At 63.1% G+C, this 14,251-nt stretch carries 12 protein-coding genes; 9 read left to right on the plus strand and 3 right to left on the minus strand.

What is annotated here, in order from left to right; all coding sequences use genetic code 11:
• Together EN914_RS06405 and EN914_RS06410 are read right to left on the minus strand one after the other, a co-directional pair.
• Window positions 1-1,073: sugar ABC transporter ATP-binding protein (locus EN914_RS06405; RefSeq protein WP_245497804.1), on the minus strand; the 1,073-nt coding region annotated here is incomplete at its 3' end.
• A 50-nt stretch (window positions 1,074-1,123) separates the two neighbouring features.
• The gene (locus tag EN914_RS06410; protein ID WP_013533133.1) at window positions 1,124-1,825 is read right to left on the minus strand and encodes a GntR family transcriptional regulator; all 702 of its coding nucleotides are present in this window, start codon (window positions 1,823-1,825) and stop codon (window positions 1,124-1,126) included.
• 176 nt (window positions 1,826-2,001) lie between these two features.
• Here EN914_RS06410 and EN914_RS06415 point away from each other — a divergent pair, with 176 nt between their 5' ends.
• From EN914_RS06415 to EN914_RS06455, 9 genes are all read left to right on the plus strand, one after another.
• Window positions 2,002-3,228 carry an iron-containing alcohol dehydrogenase gene (locus EN914_RS06415; protein ID WP_024502418.1) on the plus strand — a complete coding sequence of 409 codons (1,227 nt, stop codon included), beginning with the start codon at window positions 2,002-2,004 and terminating at the stop codon, window positions 3,226-3,228.
• Between the two features lie 16 nt (window positions 3,229-3,244).
• Window positions 3,245-4,726: an NAD-dependent succinate-semialdehyde dehydrogenase gene (locus tag EN914_RS06420; RefSeq protein ID WP_024502417.1), complete on the plus strand. Its 1,482-nt coding sequence runs from the start codon at window positions 3,245-3,247 to the stop codon at window positions 4,724-4,726.
• A gap of 10 nt (window positions 4,727-4,736) precedes the next feature.
• Window positions 4,737-5,561 carry an alpha/beta hydrolase gene (locus EN914_RS06425; RefSeq protein ID WP_024502416.1) on the plus strand — a complete coding sequence of 275 codons (825 nt, stop codon included), beginning with the start codon at window positions 4,737-4,739 and terminating at the stop codon, window positions 5,559-5,561.
• Between the two features lie 393 nt (window positions 5,562-5,954).
• The gene (locus EN914_RS06430) at window positions 5,955-6,908 is read left to right on the plus strand and encodes an ABC transporter permease (protein WP_032809776.1); all 954 of its coding nucleotides are present in this window, start codon (window positions 5,955-5,957) and stop codon (window positions 6,906-6,908) included.
• Window positions 6,909-6,942: 34 nt separating this feature from the next.
• The gene (locus tag EN914_RS06435; protein ID WP_013533138.1) at window positions 6,943-7,959 is read left to right on the plus strand and encodes a sugar ABC transporter substrate-binding protein; all 1,017 of its coding nucleotides are present in this window, start codon (window positions 6,943-6,945) and stop codon (window positions 7,957-7,959) included.
• 12 nt (window positions 7,960-7,971) lie between these two features.
• Entirely contained in the window at window positions 7,972-10,089 is a 2,118-nt protein-coding gene (locus tag EN914_RS06440; RefSeq protein WP_024502415.1) for an ABC transporter permease subunit, read from the plus strand.
• A complete protein-coding gene (locus EN914_RS06445; RefSeq protein ID WP_013533140.1) occupies window positions 10,086-11,180 on the plus strand; it encodes an NHL repeat containing protein in 1,095 nt (364 codons plus the stop codon). Before EN914_RS06440 ends, EN914_RS06445 begins: the two co-directional genes overlap by 4 nt.
• A 3-nt stretch (window positions 11,181-11,183) precedes the next feature.
• Window positions 11,184-12,683, plus strand: coding sequence for a sugar ABC transporter ATP-binding protein (locus EN914_RS06450; protein WP_024502414.1), 1,500 nt, complete (start codon window positions 11,184-11,186; stop codon window positions 12,681-12,683).
• Between the two features lie 124 nt (window positions 12,684-12,807).
• Entirely contained in the window at window positions 12,808-13,704 is an 897-nt protein-coding gene (locus tag EN914_RS06455; protein WP_013533142.1) for a LysR family transcriptional regulator, read from the plus strand.
• Window positions 13,705-13,804: 100 nt separating this feature from the next.
• Here EN914_RS06455 and EN914_RS06460 read toward each other — a convergent pair.
• On the minus strand, window positions 13,805-14,251 hold a 447-nt coding region (locus tag EN914_RS06460), incomplete at its 5' end, for an aldehyde dehydrogenase family protein (RefSeq protein ID WP_127389027.1).

The following is a 14,251-nucleotide window of genomic DNA, read 5'->3' on the forward strand; positions in this document are numbered from 1 at the left end:
GGCGCCAAGTGCTCTTGCAGCAGCAGTCCCTTGCCCTTGCGATCCTCGGTCAGGTAACCGATGCCGGCGTCGATCGCCGCGCGCGGCGATTGGAAATGGACCGACTTGCCCTCAAGTTCGATCTTGGCAACTGCCGGGCGCAAGCCGATAATGCCCTCGAAGAGTTCGGTTCGGCCTGCGCCGACCATACCGGCGAACCCCAGGATCTCGCCCTTGTGGACCGTGAACGACACGTCCTCCACATAGCCGGGAACGGAGGCGTTCCTCACGCTCAGCATCGGTACATCCGAAGGCGCTGCGGTTCTCTCAGGATAGAGCGCTGCCAGTTCGCGCCCGACCATCAGCCGCGCCATGTCCATCTGGCTCAGCGTCTTGCCGGGATAGGTGCCGACCATCTTGCCGTCGCGCAGAACGGTCACTTTGTCTGCGACCCGCTGCACCTCATCCAGCCGGTGGCTGATATAGAGCACGGCGGTGCCGTGAGCCTTGAGTTGCAGGACGATCTCCAGCAGGCGCTCGACCTCGCCACCGGTCAGAACGGCGGTCGGCTCGTCGAAGATAACCACCTTGTGGTCGTCAAGCAGGGCGCGAGCGATCTGCACCATCTGCCGGTCTGCCAGCGAAACGTCGCGCACCAGTGCCCTTGGCGAGACCGCGCAGCCGATCTGCGCCAGTTTCTCGGTTGCCAGCCGGCGCATGGTGCGGTCATCCACGACATGGCCACGCGAAAGCTCTCGCCCGAGAAACAGATTGTCGGTGACCGTGAGCCCCTCGGCGAGCAGGATCTCCTGATGAACCAAAGCGATACCGGCATCCTGTGCTTGGGCAGGCTTGGCAAATTTCACCGCGTGTCCGTTCATCGACAACGTGCCGTGGCTTGGCTCGACATAGCCGGACAGCAGCCGCATCAACGTCGACTTGCCGGCACCGTTCTCGCCAATGATGGCATGGATCTCTCCCGGCAGGACGTCCAGGGTGACGTCCGACAGCACCGTCACTGGGCCGTATTGCTTGGACAATTCCTGGGCGCGCAGCACCGGTTCAAGCGAACCAGGCGCTTCGCTGGACAACATGCTCCCGCCCTCCCCGGCGATATTCGCGGCAATGGACATCCGTTCCGACCTCAATCGAATGCCGGGAGCAGGCGATCGCGCGAGTGCTCGATATGGATGCGCATCGCCTTTTCGGCGGCATCGGGATCGGCCGAGCCGAACGCGGCAAGGATCGCCTCGTGTTCGTCAAGCGCCTCCTCGGTCACGCGTGCATGGAACATCAGGCGGAAGATGTGGAAGTGCGTGTGCTGGTGGCTCAACGTCTCGCGGATGAGTTCGTTTTGAGAAAACTCCATGATCTTGTCGTGGAAGATCGCATCCTGCCTGGCGAAATTCGAATAGCGCACGCGATCATCCTTGCCTTCGCGGCGTGACATCACGCCGGCAGCTTCGAGCAACAGATCGAGCTTGGCGTCGTCCATCGTTGCGGCGGCCTTTGCGGCGCCATGCGGCTCGAGCAGCAGACGCATCTCGTATAATTCGTCGAAACGGCGCCGGGTGATCTGGGGCGCGGCACGATAACCGATCAGATGCGTCTTGAGCACCAGGCCTTCGCCTTCGAGCCGTCCGAGGGCTTCCCGGATCGGCGTGTGCGAGACGTTGAATTCCTTGACCAAGCTGTCGACTGTGATGCGCGAGCCGGGGGGGATCTTCAGCGCCATCAACTGCGCGAAGATGGCTTCATAGACATCTTCGACGAGACTGTTGGCGCGCTGGATGCGACCAGCTCCAATGCTGGCGTCGCTTGGGTCGGGTAAGTTTGCGGTCTGCATATTTTGCCTCTTGACAGTGAGGACTGCTAACACGATGGTTCCGCGGATGCAATCCTATATCCTATACGATTTTAAAGCGGATATCTTTTAAGTGCGAGAGACACACTCTTAAACCGTCCGATCCAGACCGAGTTCAATGCCTCCGTTTCCAGTCAGCAGCCGTCAAAGGACCAATCATGACCCTCTTCGCCGCCCTGCGGTTGCCGCGCGAAATCCTGTTCGGGAAGGGGCAACGCCATGTGCTGCCGACGGTCGCCGCCCGGTTCGGCCGACGCGCGCTGGTCTGCACCGACGAGCGTTTCGCGGGCACAACGGTATTCGCCGACATCATCAAGTCCCTTCAGTCAGCCTCGATCGAGGTCCTGGTGCATGATCGTGTTCTGCCCGACGTGCCACGCGACACGGTCGGCATCTGCGTCGAGGAAGCGAAGGGGTTCGGGCCGGATATGGTGATCGGCATCGGCGGCGGCAGCTGTCTCGATTTCGCCAAATGCGCCACCCTGCTGCTCAGCCATGGCGGCAAGCTCCAGGACTATTACGGGGAGTTCAAGGTGCCGGGTCAGACACTGCCGCTGATCGCCGTACCCACCACGGCCGGCACCGGCTCCGAGGTGACGCCGGTCGCGGTGATTTCCGACCCGGACCGGACGCTCAAGGTCGGCATATCGAGCCCTCACCTTATCGCCGCGGTCGCTCTGTGCGATCCCGAGCTGACAATGACCTGTCCGCCTGGCCTGACCGCGATCGCCGGCGCCGACGCCTTGACCCATGCGATTGAGGCCTTCACCGCCATGCGGCGCGGTGAAGACCCCAATCTGCCGCAACAGCATGTCTTCATCGGCAAGACTGCGCTGACAGACCATTTCGCGTTGCTCGCGATAAAGCTGCTTGGCCGGAGTCTGGAGAAAGCCTGCAGCGACGGCACGGATGCCGACGCGCGTGCCGATGTCATGATGGGCGCTCTGGCGGCGGGCTGCGCGTTCGGCACCGCCGGCACGGCGGCGGCGCATGCCGTGCAATACCCGGCAGGCGCCCTCACCCACACCGCCCATGGTTTGGGCGTGGCCACAATGATGCCTTACGTGATGACCTATAACAGCCGCGTCGCCGCTCACGAGATGGCAGAGATCGGCGCGGCACTTGGCTTGGAGGCCAAGGCGCGAACCGCCGACGAGATGGCAGCCGCCACGATCGAGGAGATCAGGCGATTGTTCGCGGCGATCGGTATTACGCCGACACTGGCGGATCTGGGCCTCCCTGCCGATAAGCTTGACTGGACCGCCGAGCAAGCGCTCGGCATCGACCGCCTGATCAAGAACAATCCGCGTGCGTTCGATCTCGGCACGATGCGACGCCTCGTCCAGGCCGCCCATGACGGCGACCTCGCCGCCTGCGTTATGTGAGAAACGGAACAAAGCGATGAATTTGAACGCTCAGCAACTCGACCAGGATGGCTATGACGTGCGCGGTTTTTCGCACGGACTCTACATCGACGGCACTTGGCGGTCGTCCTCCGACGGTCGGCTCATCGATGTCGTCGATCCCTCCTCCGGGGCGGTGATCGCGGCGGTTCCCGATGCGACGGTCGAGGACGCCACCGCCGCCGTCGAGGCGGCGGCCAAAGCAGCTAGGAGATGGCGGGAAACTGCGCCGCGCAAACGCTCGGAAATCCTTCGGCGCTGTTTCGAACTGATGGTCGAACGCTCCGAAACGCTCGCCATGCTGATCTCGCTGGAGAACGGCAAGGCGCTGCGCGACGCGCGCGGCGAAGTGGCTTATGCCGCCGAGTTCTTCCGCTGGAATGCCGAAGAGGCGGTCCGGATCACCGGTGAATTCGGCACCGCGCCATCCGGCACCAACCGGATCGTGGTCGATTATGAGCCGATCGGAATTTGCGTGCTGATCACACCGTGGAATTTTCCGGCCGCGATGGCGACCCGCAAGATCGCGCCGGCGCTGGCGGCAGGCTGCACTGTCGTCCTGAAGCCGGCCAGCGAAACACCACTGACGGCCTATGCGCTGGCGGCACTCTACAGCGAAGCCGGCGTGCCTGCCGGCGTCGTCAACGTGCTGACCACGACCAATCCCGGGCCGCTGACTTCGGCCATGCTTGCCGATCCGCGGGTCAGGAAGCTGTCCTTCACGGGGTCGACGGGTGTCGGCCGAACCTTGCTCGGCGAGGCTTCAAAGCATGTCATTTCGTGTTCTATGGAACTCGGCGGCAATGCCCCGTTTGTCGTCTTCGACGATGCCGATCTCGACGCCGCCCTCGATGGCGCGATGATCGCCAAGATGCGCAACGCCGGCGAAGCCTGCACCGCCGCCAATCGCCTCTATGTGCAATCGGGAATCTATGATGCTTTTGCCGACGGGCTCCGCAAGCGCATGGCGGCACTTAAGGTGGGGGCGGGCCCGAATGCCGACACCGAGTGCGGGCCGATGATCACCAGAAAGGCTGTCGACAAGATCGATCGCCTGGTCAAGGACGCGGTGGGCCGGGGAGCCAAGGTGCTTTGCGGCGGGGCGATTTCGGAGGAAGAAGGATTCTTCTATCCGCCAACAGTGCTGTCCGAGGTGCCGCCGGATGCGGAGATGGCGCACGAGGAGATTTTCGGCCCGGTGGCACCTATCACACGCTTCGACACCGAGGCCCAGGCCATCGCCCATGCTAACAACACGGAATATGGCCTGGCCGCTTATATATACACACGCGATGTTGGGCGCGGCATGCGGGTGGCGTCGGGGATCGAGGCCGGCATGATCGGCCTCAACCGGGGACTGATGTCGGATCCGGCCGCACCATTCGGAGGCGTCAAGCAGAGCGGCCTTGGCCGCGAAGGCGGCCAGCACCACGGCATCGCCGAGTTCATGGAGGCTAAATATATTGCCGTCACCTTCTGAACCGGCAGTCATGTCAAAGGACCCTTTCCGCACGCGCGACCATGTGGCCGATTTTGACGATATCGTGGCCGACATAGTGACTCGCAGCGCCGAAACCCGGGCGACCCTGCCGATATCGGCGGGTATCGCCTATGGCGAGGGCGAGGCCGAAAGGTTGGACCTGTTCTTTCCGCCCGGTGTGCGCAGGGATCTTCCCGTGCACATCTTCATCCATGGTGGCTACTGGCGCATGTTCTCCAGAAGCGACTATTCTTATGTAGCGAACACAGTCACCAAAGCTGGGGCGATCGCGGTCATCGTCGATTATGCGCTGATGCCCGAATTCAGGATGGCGGCAATCGTCGACCAGATCCGGCGTGCCAAACAATGGGTGCTGGACAATATAGCCGCCCATGGCGGCGACCCTGCCCGGCTAAGCGTAAGTGGTCATTCGGCGGGTGCGCACCTGGCCACATTCCTGTTCGAAAAGGCGCCAATGCCGTCGCGCATACGTGCGGCGCTGCTGCTAGGCGGCCTTTACGACCTCAAGCCCCTTCAGACCTCCTTCCTCCAGCCGTTAATCGGCATCACTGATGAGGAGGCAGCTGCCTTCACCCCAATGACGCGGTGGCATGACCCGGAGACGGCAGCGACCATTCTCGTCGGAGATCAGGAAACGTCACCTTTTCACCAGCAGGCCGCCGACTTCGGAAAGCGCTTGCGCGCGCAGGGGCACCCTGTCAGCGACCTCCGCCTGAATGACCGAAACCACATGAACAGCGTGCGTGATCTGGGCATCAGCGGCACACAAGCTGGCGATTGCCTGATGGCGATGATCGATGGAAACGGCCTGTAGGACGGAAACCCAGGGAGAGCAGGGCCCGCTTGTGCCTTACTTGACACTCCCGTCACTCAGGAAAGTACCGTCACGGGGATCGCGGCACGCTGCCGGCATCGGGCTGAGCTTTGCGACAGGTGAAATCCGGCAGAGCACACAACCGACGATTCCTCATCCTCTTTTTCCACACTGACGAACTGCACAGCGCATCAGAAAATCGAAATTGCCCCTGCCGCCCTGAGCCGCGATGGTCTTTACGCAAGCAGCCGGCTTAGGGCTGTGGAGGAACGTCGTCGCGGCAAAGCCCTGGGGCAAGGCCGCTTTGGCACGCCGCTGGTTCAAACCGGCAGCGAGGGAGGAACTGACTTGGCTGGTTCGGGCAAATCCGACACCGCGCGCTTGGGCATCAAAATGTCCCAGGAACTCGTCGTCGGCGCGATCTCGGCCGTCCTCTTCCTGGTGTTCTCGGCGACGCTCAACAATTTCCTGAGCCAAGGCAACATCCTTGCCATTCTCAAGAATGTCTCGATCCTGGGCACGCTGGCCGTCGGCATGGGGCTCATCGTCGTTGGGCGCGGCATCGACCTGACCATGGTGGCGGTGATGGTCGTCGGCGTCGCCTTCAGTATTTGGATCTCCACCTGGGGCGTCGACTTCACGCTGGCCGTCGTCTTCGGGGCCATCCTGGTCGCGGCCATCGGCCTGTTCACCGGCGTCATGGTGGCGGTGGCCGAAATTCCGCCGATCTTCGCCACCCTTGCCATCGCGTCCTCGGTCTACGGCTCTGGCCGCATCGTCTTTGCGTCCGACGTGCTCTATGCCCCCTCCGATATCGGCTGGCTGAAATTCGTCGGCAACGGAACCATCCTCGGCATCCCGATGTCGGTGATCATCTTCGCGGCGGTGGCCGCGCTCATGGGCTTTTTCCTGAGGAAGACCCGCTTCGGCCGGCTGGTCTATGCTACTGGCGACAACCCGAACGCGGCCCGCACGACCGGGCTGCCGACGCGCCCGATCATCGTGACGCAATATGTCATCAGCGCCCTCATTGCCTATATCGCCGGCATCATCATGCTGGGGCTGGTCACCGGCATCGACACGCGCCTCTACAATTCCAGCCTGATCTACGACGTGCTGCTGGTCGTCGTGCTGGGCGGCATCGGCCTCTCCGGTGGCCAGGGCGGCGTACGCAACGTCATCGTCGGCACCATCCTGGTCGGCATCCTGACCAACGGCATGACGATCCTGAACTTCAGCTACACCAGCCAGAACCTGATCAAGAGCGTGATCCTGCTGGGCGCGCTGGCGATCGACGCCATCATCAATCCGCGCGACGAGCAGACCTCGCAAAGCGGCGACATCTGAAACAAGAACCGAGACATAAATCTGGGAGGATACCATGAAGTTGTTCAAGAACTGCCTGCTCGCGGGCATGACAGCGCTGGCGCTGCTGGGCGCGGCGAAAATCACCACGGCGCAGGAAACCGATCAGGTCGGCCGCTCCACCTATCTCGAGGCGCTCAAGGGCAAGAAGGTCATCTTCGTGCCAATCTCGCAGGGCATGGACCTCAACCAGGCCTGGGTGGTGGTGTGGCAGCGTCACGCCGCTCGCTACGGCTTCAGCCTCGAAGTGCGCGATCCCTCCGGCGACACCAATGCCGGCATTCGCGCCATGCAGGGCGCCATCGCCGAGAAGCCGGACCTGATCATCGTGCAGAACCCCGACGTCCAGACCTACGCACGCCTGTTGAAACAGGCGCAGGCGGCCGGCATCAAGGTGCTGCAAGTCAACATGCAGTCGGCCACCCAGACGGACAGTTATGTCGGCAACGACTGGATCGAAATGGGCCGTCTCGAAATGGGCGAACTGGCCAAGCACTGCACCGGGCCCAATGCCGTCTCGCACAAGGTGGTCTGGCTCGCCGGCGTCCAGACGGGTGCCGCCAACATCTACATGCGCACCGGCATCGACGAGGTGCTGAAGGCCAATCCCGAGCTGCAGCTCGTCTCCGACCAGCCGGCCGATTACATGAGCGAAAAGGCCCGCCAGATCACTGAGACGGTGCTCCAGCAACATCCGGACCTGTGCGGCATCATGGGCATCTGGGATAATGCCGAGGTCGGCGCCGGCGCCGCCGTCGTGGCCGCCGGCAAGCAGGACCAGGTGACGATCGTTACCAATGGCGCGGGCAGCGCCACGGGCTGCGAGAGCATCAAGAACGGGCTGCTCGATGTGATCTTCAACTTTAATGCCCCCATCCAGGCCGAGATCGCAGCACAACAGATTTCCGAGCTGCTGCAGCAGTCCGGCCGGCAGGCGGGCAGCGAGAAGACCATCTTCTTCGGTCCGATCACCCGCGTCGACAAGGCCAATGCGACCGGCAGGAATTGCTGGAAGCTGGACGAGCTCAAGTAACGGACTTCCTTGATGAGCATGGCTGAAAGCCTTGTGCGCTGGCGCTACCGCCTGCTCCCCGACCACGTGGTCGGGGAGATTCTGACCAAGAAGTGGATCGACAGCGTCATCCCCTTCACGGCGCTGGTCATTTTGTGCGCGATCTTCGGCTCGATCGTGCCAGGCTTCTTCGATCTGGCGACGCTGACCAATCTCAGCGGCCAGACCGCCGAGCTTGGCCTTGTGGTGCTCGGCATGACCATCGTCATGGTGTCAGGCGGCATCGATCTGTCTGTCGGGTCGACCTTCGCGCTCGCCGTGCTGGTCACGCTCTATGGGATGAATGTCGAGCAGTGGAGCTTTGGTACCGGCCTGTTGGCGTGCCTGGGCCTCGGCGTCGTCTGCGGCGCCATCAACGGCTTCCTGGTTGGCTTCCTGCGCATGCGGGCGTTTCTCACCACGCTGGTGACGCTCATCATCTACCGCTCGACCTTCGACATCGTCTTTCCCCAGGTCTCGACCCGGATCGTCACCAGCGGTCCGGATTCGCCGGCCTATGATTTTCTTGGTTTCGGTACGATCTGGGGCGTGCCGACGTCCTTTGTGGTCTTCGTCGTCATCGCGCTGATCATCCATCTCGTGCTGTCGCGCGCCCGCTATGGCTGGCGGCTGTTCGCGGTCGGCGGCGCGCGCCGCTCTGCCTACAATGCCGGCATCAATGTGCGCTTCATCTTGTTCAGCGCCTATGTCTTGTGCTCGGTGCTGGTGGCGCTCTCCGGCTTCTTCTTCTCGGCCCGCATCGGCAGTGCCGCTTCCGACATCGGCACCGGTCTCGAACTGCAGGTGTTGACCGCGACCGTGCTCGGCGGCATCTCGCTAGGCGGCGGGCGCGGCTCGGTCGCCAAGGCGCTGATGGGCACCGTCTTCGTGCTTGTCCTGTCCAACAGCCTGCTCGCGCTGGCCGTGCCCGGCCCGGTCAATTTCCTGATCCTCGGCATCGTGCTGCTTTTGTCGGTGCTTCTCGACGTTCGCTGGGTGAAGAACCGCCACAAGATCCTGCGCAGCGTCTACATCTCGCCGACCTTCGCCAAGATGCCGCAGGCGATCTCGACCGCGCCCGGCGCGCCAATGGCGGTGAATGACCGGTTGAAGGACGTCGGCGTCATCGGCCTCGGCGTTCTCGACGGCGCGGAGGATGTGATCTTCGACCGGCAGGACCGTCTCTACACCGGCAGCCGCCAGGGCGAGATCCTGCGCTTCCAGCCGCCCCATTATACCGATAGCGAAGTGTTCGCACATATTGGCGGCTCGCCGCTCGGCATGGCTTTCGACCGCGACGGCAACCTCGTCATCTGCGTCGCCGGCATGGGCCTCTATCAGGTCTCGCCGGCCGGCGACGTAAAGCTGCTGACCGCCGAAACCAACCGCTCACTGACCTCGGTGGTCGACGACTCGACCATGAAGCTCGCCGACGACTGCGACATCCTGCCGGACGGCCGTATCGTCTTCTCGGAAGCGACAGTGCGCTTCGAAATGCATGACTGGTATGCCGACGCGCTGGAAAGCCGTGGCAACGGACGCATCATCGTCCATGATCCCAAATCCGGTTCGACACGCACACTGCTGTCGAACCTCGTCTTCCCCAATGGCATTTGCACGGCCTTCGACGGCCAGTCGGTGCTGTTCGCCGAAAGCTGGGCCTGCCGCATCAGCCGCTACTATTTCGATGGCCCGAAGAAGGGCCAGGTCGAGCGCGTCATCGAGGGCTTGCCCGGCTATCCCGACAACATCAACCGCGCCTCCGACGGCACCTACTGGCTGGCCCTGATGGGCATGCGCACGCCGGCCTTGGATCTCTCGCTTGAAATGCCGAGCTTCCGCCGTCGCATGGCGCGGCGCGTATCGGAAGACGCGTGGCTGATGCCCAATCTCAACACCGGCTGCGTGCTGCGCTTCGACGAGAACGGCCAGATCCTCGAAAGCCTGTGGGACCAGACCGGCGAGAAGCATCCGATGATCACCTCGATGCGCGAGCACAAGGGCATCCTCTATCTCTGCGGCATCTTCAACAACCGCATGGGCACCTTGCCCTTGAAAGGCGTCGATCCCGACTGGTTCAGCTCGGATTCCTACTGGGGCAAAAAGCCATGAGCGGTTTGAGCCAGCTTCTTGACCGCTTTCTCGGCCGTGGCGAGTGGGCAGTGACCGTGCCGACGCTCGACGGGCCGTTGCTGCCCAACCAAGGACTGGAGGAAGCCGAGCCGTTCGCCGGCCTCGCCGAGGCCGACAATCTCGTACGCACCGAAAAGGGCATTCTGGCAAGCAGCGCCAACCGGCTGATGCGCTTTAGCGCCGACGGCCATGCCGAAACCTTGCAGGAATTTCCGGGCGAGATCACCGCACTCGCCCATGCCCGCGGCATGACGGCGATGGCCATCGACGGCAAGGGCGTCGTTGTCCACGGCGGCCTGCATGACGGGCGCGAGGCGACGGGTGAGGAGGCTCGGCGCCTCTCCTGCATCACCGCTCTCACCTTCCTCGACAGCAACACCTTGCTGGTGGCCAACGGTTCGGCCTCAGTGCCGGCGAGCGGTTGGCGTCGCGACCTGATGCAGAAGAGCGTGTCCGGTTCGGTCTGGCGGCTCGATCTAAAAAACGGCCGGCTGGAGCTTGTCAGGGACGGCTTGGCCTGGCCGGCCGGCATCGCCACCACCGGCTCCAACCGCATCTACGTTTCGGAGGCCTGGCGCCACCGCGTGCTGGCGATCGACCTTGCCACCACGGCGACGCTGCCCGTGCTGGAGCATCTGCCGGCCTACCCCGCCCGCATCGCCCCGGCCTTCAACGCCGGCTATTGGCTGACCTTCTATTCCGTGCGCAACCAACTGGTGGAGTTCATCCTGCGCGAGGAGACCTACCGCACCCGCATGCTGGCGGAAGTCCCGGAGGCCTACTGGATGGCGCCGTCGCTCGGCTCATGGCGCGACTATCGCGAGCCCATGCAAGGCAGCCAGTTGAAGCAGATGAACGTGCTGAAGCCATACGCGGTGACAAGGTCCTACGGGCTGGTGGTTCTTTGCGACCAGAACATGAAGCCGCTGTCGAGTTTCCATTCGCGCGCAGACGGCAAGGTGCACGGGACGCTGAGCGCCTGCGAGCTGGGCGATGATCTGCTGGTCGCCTCGCGCGGCGGATCGAGGATCGTACGCGTGGCGAGCGCCGCCAGCGGCAAGCGAGGCTAAGCGATGTCGGACGCCAACATCATTGAACTCAGGGATGCCGCCAAGGCATTCGCGCGCATTCCGGCCTTCAAGAATGTCAATTTCGACCTGCGCAAAGGCGAAATCCACGCGCTGCTCGGGGAAAACGGCGCCGGCAAGTCGACGCTGACCAAGGTCATGGCCGGTGTCTTCAAGCTGACCGAGGGCAAGATGACCTTCGACGGCAAGGATGTGTCCTTCGCCACGCCCGCCGAAGCGCTGCGCGCCGGCATCGCCATGGTGTTCCAGGAAACCAACCTGGTGCCGGCCATGACGGTAGCGCAGAATCTCTATCTCGGCGAAGAGAAGATGTTCAACCGGTTGCGCGGCCTCTACATTCAGGCGCGGCAGTTCCTCGCCGGCATGGGCTTCCAGGTCGACCCGTCCGCGCAGGTCAGCACGCTGGGCGCGGCGCACAAGCAGATGGTGGAGATCGCGCGCGCCGTCCACCACAAGGCTCGCGTCATCATCTTCGACGAGCCGACCGCGACGCTGACGCCTGAAGAGAAGAGCCACTTCTTCAAACTTTTGCAGCGGCTGGTGAAGGAGGGCATCGCCGTCATCTTCATCACCCATGCGCTGGAAGAGGCGCTTGCCGTCGCCAACCGCATCACGGTCATGCGCGATGGCGAGATCGTCGCGTCCGGCGAGGCCAAGGGCTTCACCCGCGCCTCGATCGTGCAGGCCATGGTCGGCCGCACGCTCACCGAAACGCTGCATGGCGAGGTCAAGCGCACGGCGCGCCCCTATGGCGACAAGGTGCTTTCGGTCGAGAATCTGTCCTGCGCCGGTCTGGTGCGCAACTCTTCCTTCTCGGTGTTTTCAGGCCAGGTCACCGGCATGTTCGGCCTTGTCGGCGCCGGCCGCACCGAAATGGCCAAGGTCGTCGCCGGACTGTTGAAGCGCAACATCTTCCACGGCGGCGAGATCCGCCTGCTCGGCAAGTCGGTGCGCTATCGGGTGCCCAGGCCTGCGGTGCGCGACGGCATCGTCTATGTCACCGAGGATCGCAAGGTCGACGGTTTCTTCGAAACCATGACCGCGGGCGAGAACCTGCAAATGGGTGAACTGACCGAGGGCGCCAATCCCGTCTCCATGGTGTCGCTGGCGCGAGCCAGGCAACTTGCCCGCGAATGGGGCGAACGTCTGAGCCTGCGGCAGACCAGCGACCGAGCCCGGATGATCGAGCTCTCCGGCGGTAACCAGCAAAAGGTCGTGATCGCCAAATCGCTGATTCAGAAGCCGAGGCTGGTGATCTTCGACGAGCCGACACGCGGGGTCGACGTCGGCGCCATCGTCGAGATCCACCAGCTTATCAGCGATCTCGCCGAGCAAGGCATGGCCGTCGTTGTCATCTCGTCCTACCTGCCTGAAATTCTCGCCGTTTCGGATCGCATTCTGGTGGTCAAGCGCGGCCGCGTGGTCGAGGAGATGATGCTTTCGGAGGCCACCGAGGAACGCGTCATGTTCGCCGCGGTTCATTGAGCGGCTCGACAAGAGAGACACTTTTGCCGGCCAAGCCAGGACCAATGTCTGGCCTGCCCTATTGCCTTGCAATCGGTTCCGCGTCTGAATAGGTCAGGGGTCAGATCACCCTGCCCGAGCGGATATGCCCAGCGTCAACCTCAAACTTCTCCAGACGTTCCTGCTTGCCGCCGAAAACGGCAGCTTCCGACGTGCTGCCGAGGAGAGCAACCGTTCGCCATCGGCGGTCTCGATGCAGATTCGCGACCTTGAGGAGCAGATCGGCATCTCGCTGTTCATCCGCACCGCACAGCGTGCCAGCCTGACGCCGGAAGGCCAGATCCTGTTCGAGGAGATCGCCAACGTGATGTCACAGGTGCAGACCAGCCTCGACCGCCTGACGGAGGTCGCCGCTCGGCGCAAGGGCAAAGTGCAGATCGCCTGCGCCCCGACGCTCGCGGCAAGCCGGCTGGGCGATATCCTGGCGACATTCAAGTTGCGCTATCCACGCAGCATCGTCGAGGTCATCGAGAGCCCGCCGCAGGCCGCGCTTGGCCTTTTGCAACAGCAGGAGGTCGAGTTCTACATCGGCCCCGAACTGCCAAACTTGACGGACTTCCAGTTCGAGTCCATCCTCGACGATCCGCTGATGGCCTGCATCCCCACGGAAATATACGGTGGCGAAAAGAAGCTGCTGCTCTCGGACCTGCTGCGCTATCCGCTCATCCTGCTCAGCCGCAAGACCGCCGTGCGCGGCCTTGTCGATCGGCTGACGGCGGCGGAAGGCATCGAGTTCAAGCCGCAATACGAGGTCGAAAGCGCACAGACGGCGGTGGCGCTGGTGTGTTCGGGACTTGGCGTCTGCGTGGTGCCCGGCATCGCCATTTCGCGCAATGACGAGCGTATGCGGGTGGTGCCGATCGACCATCGCGACGCCCACCGCTCGGTCGGCATCATCACCGCGCGGGGCTATGTGCACCACTCCTTCTCCGAACAGCTGATGAACCTCATCCGCACCAATTTGCGCGAACTGGCAAACTGAGCGTCGCGCCTTCGGACAGGCACCTTGCACGAGCGCCGAGAATGGTGCGTTGGGAACGCCGCCATTGGCAGCCCGGCCTCTCCTGAATATCAGCGCACCCTCAGTCGGTCTGGATCCAGATCGACTTGGTCTCCAGATATTCATGCAGATGTTCGATGCCGCCCTCGCGGCCGTAGCCGGACATCTTCATGCCGCCGAACGGCACCGCCGGGTCGATGGCGTGGTACATGTTGACCCATACCGAGCCGGCCTTGATGCGGCGGGCGAGCTTGTGGGCGGTGCCAAGATGACTGGTGAAAATGCCGGCCGCCAGGCCATAGGGCGTCGCATTGGCCCGCGCCACGGCTTCGTCGAGCGTGTCGAACGGCATCGCCGAAATCACCGGACCAAAGATCTCTTCACGCGCGATGGTCATCTTGTCCGACACCGCACCGAAGACAGTCGGCGCGATGAAATTGCCGCCGTCGTAGGGCCCGCCGGTCAGTCGCGAGCCGCCCGCCATCAGTTCCGCGCCTTCGTCGCGGCCGGCCTTGATATAGCCCACCAC

The organism is Mesorhizobium sp. M7A.F.Ca.CA.001.08.2.1, assembly GCF_003998455.1.
Taxonomy (GTDB): domain Bacteria; phylum Pseudomonadota; class Alphaproteobacteria; order Rhizobiales; family Rhizobiaceae; genus Mesorhizobium; species Mesorhizobium ciceri.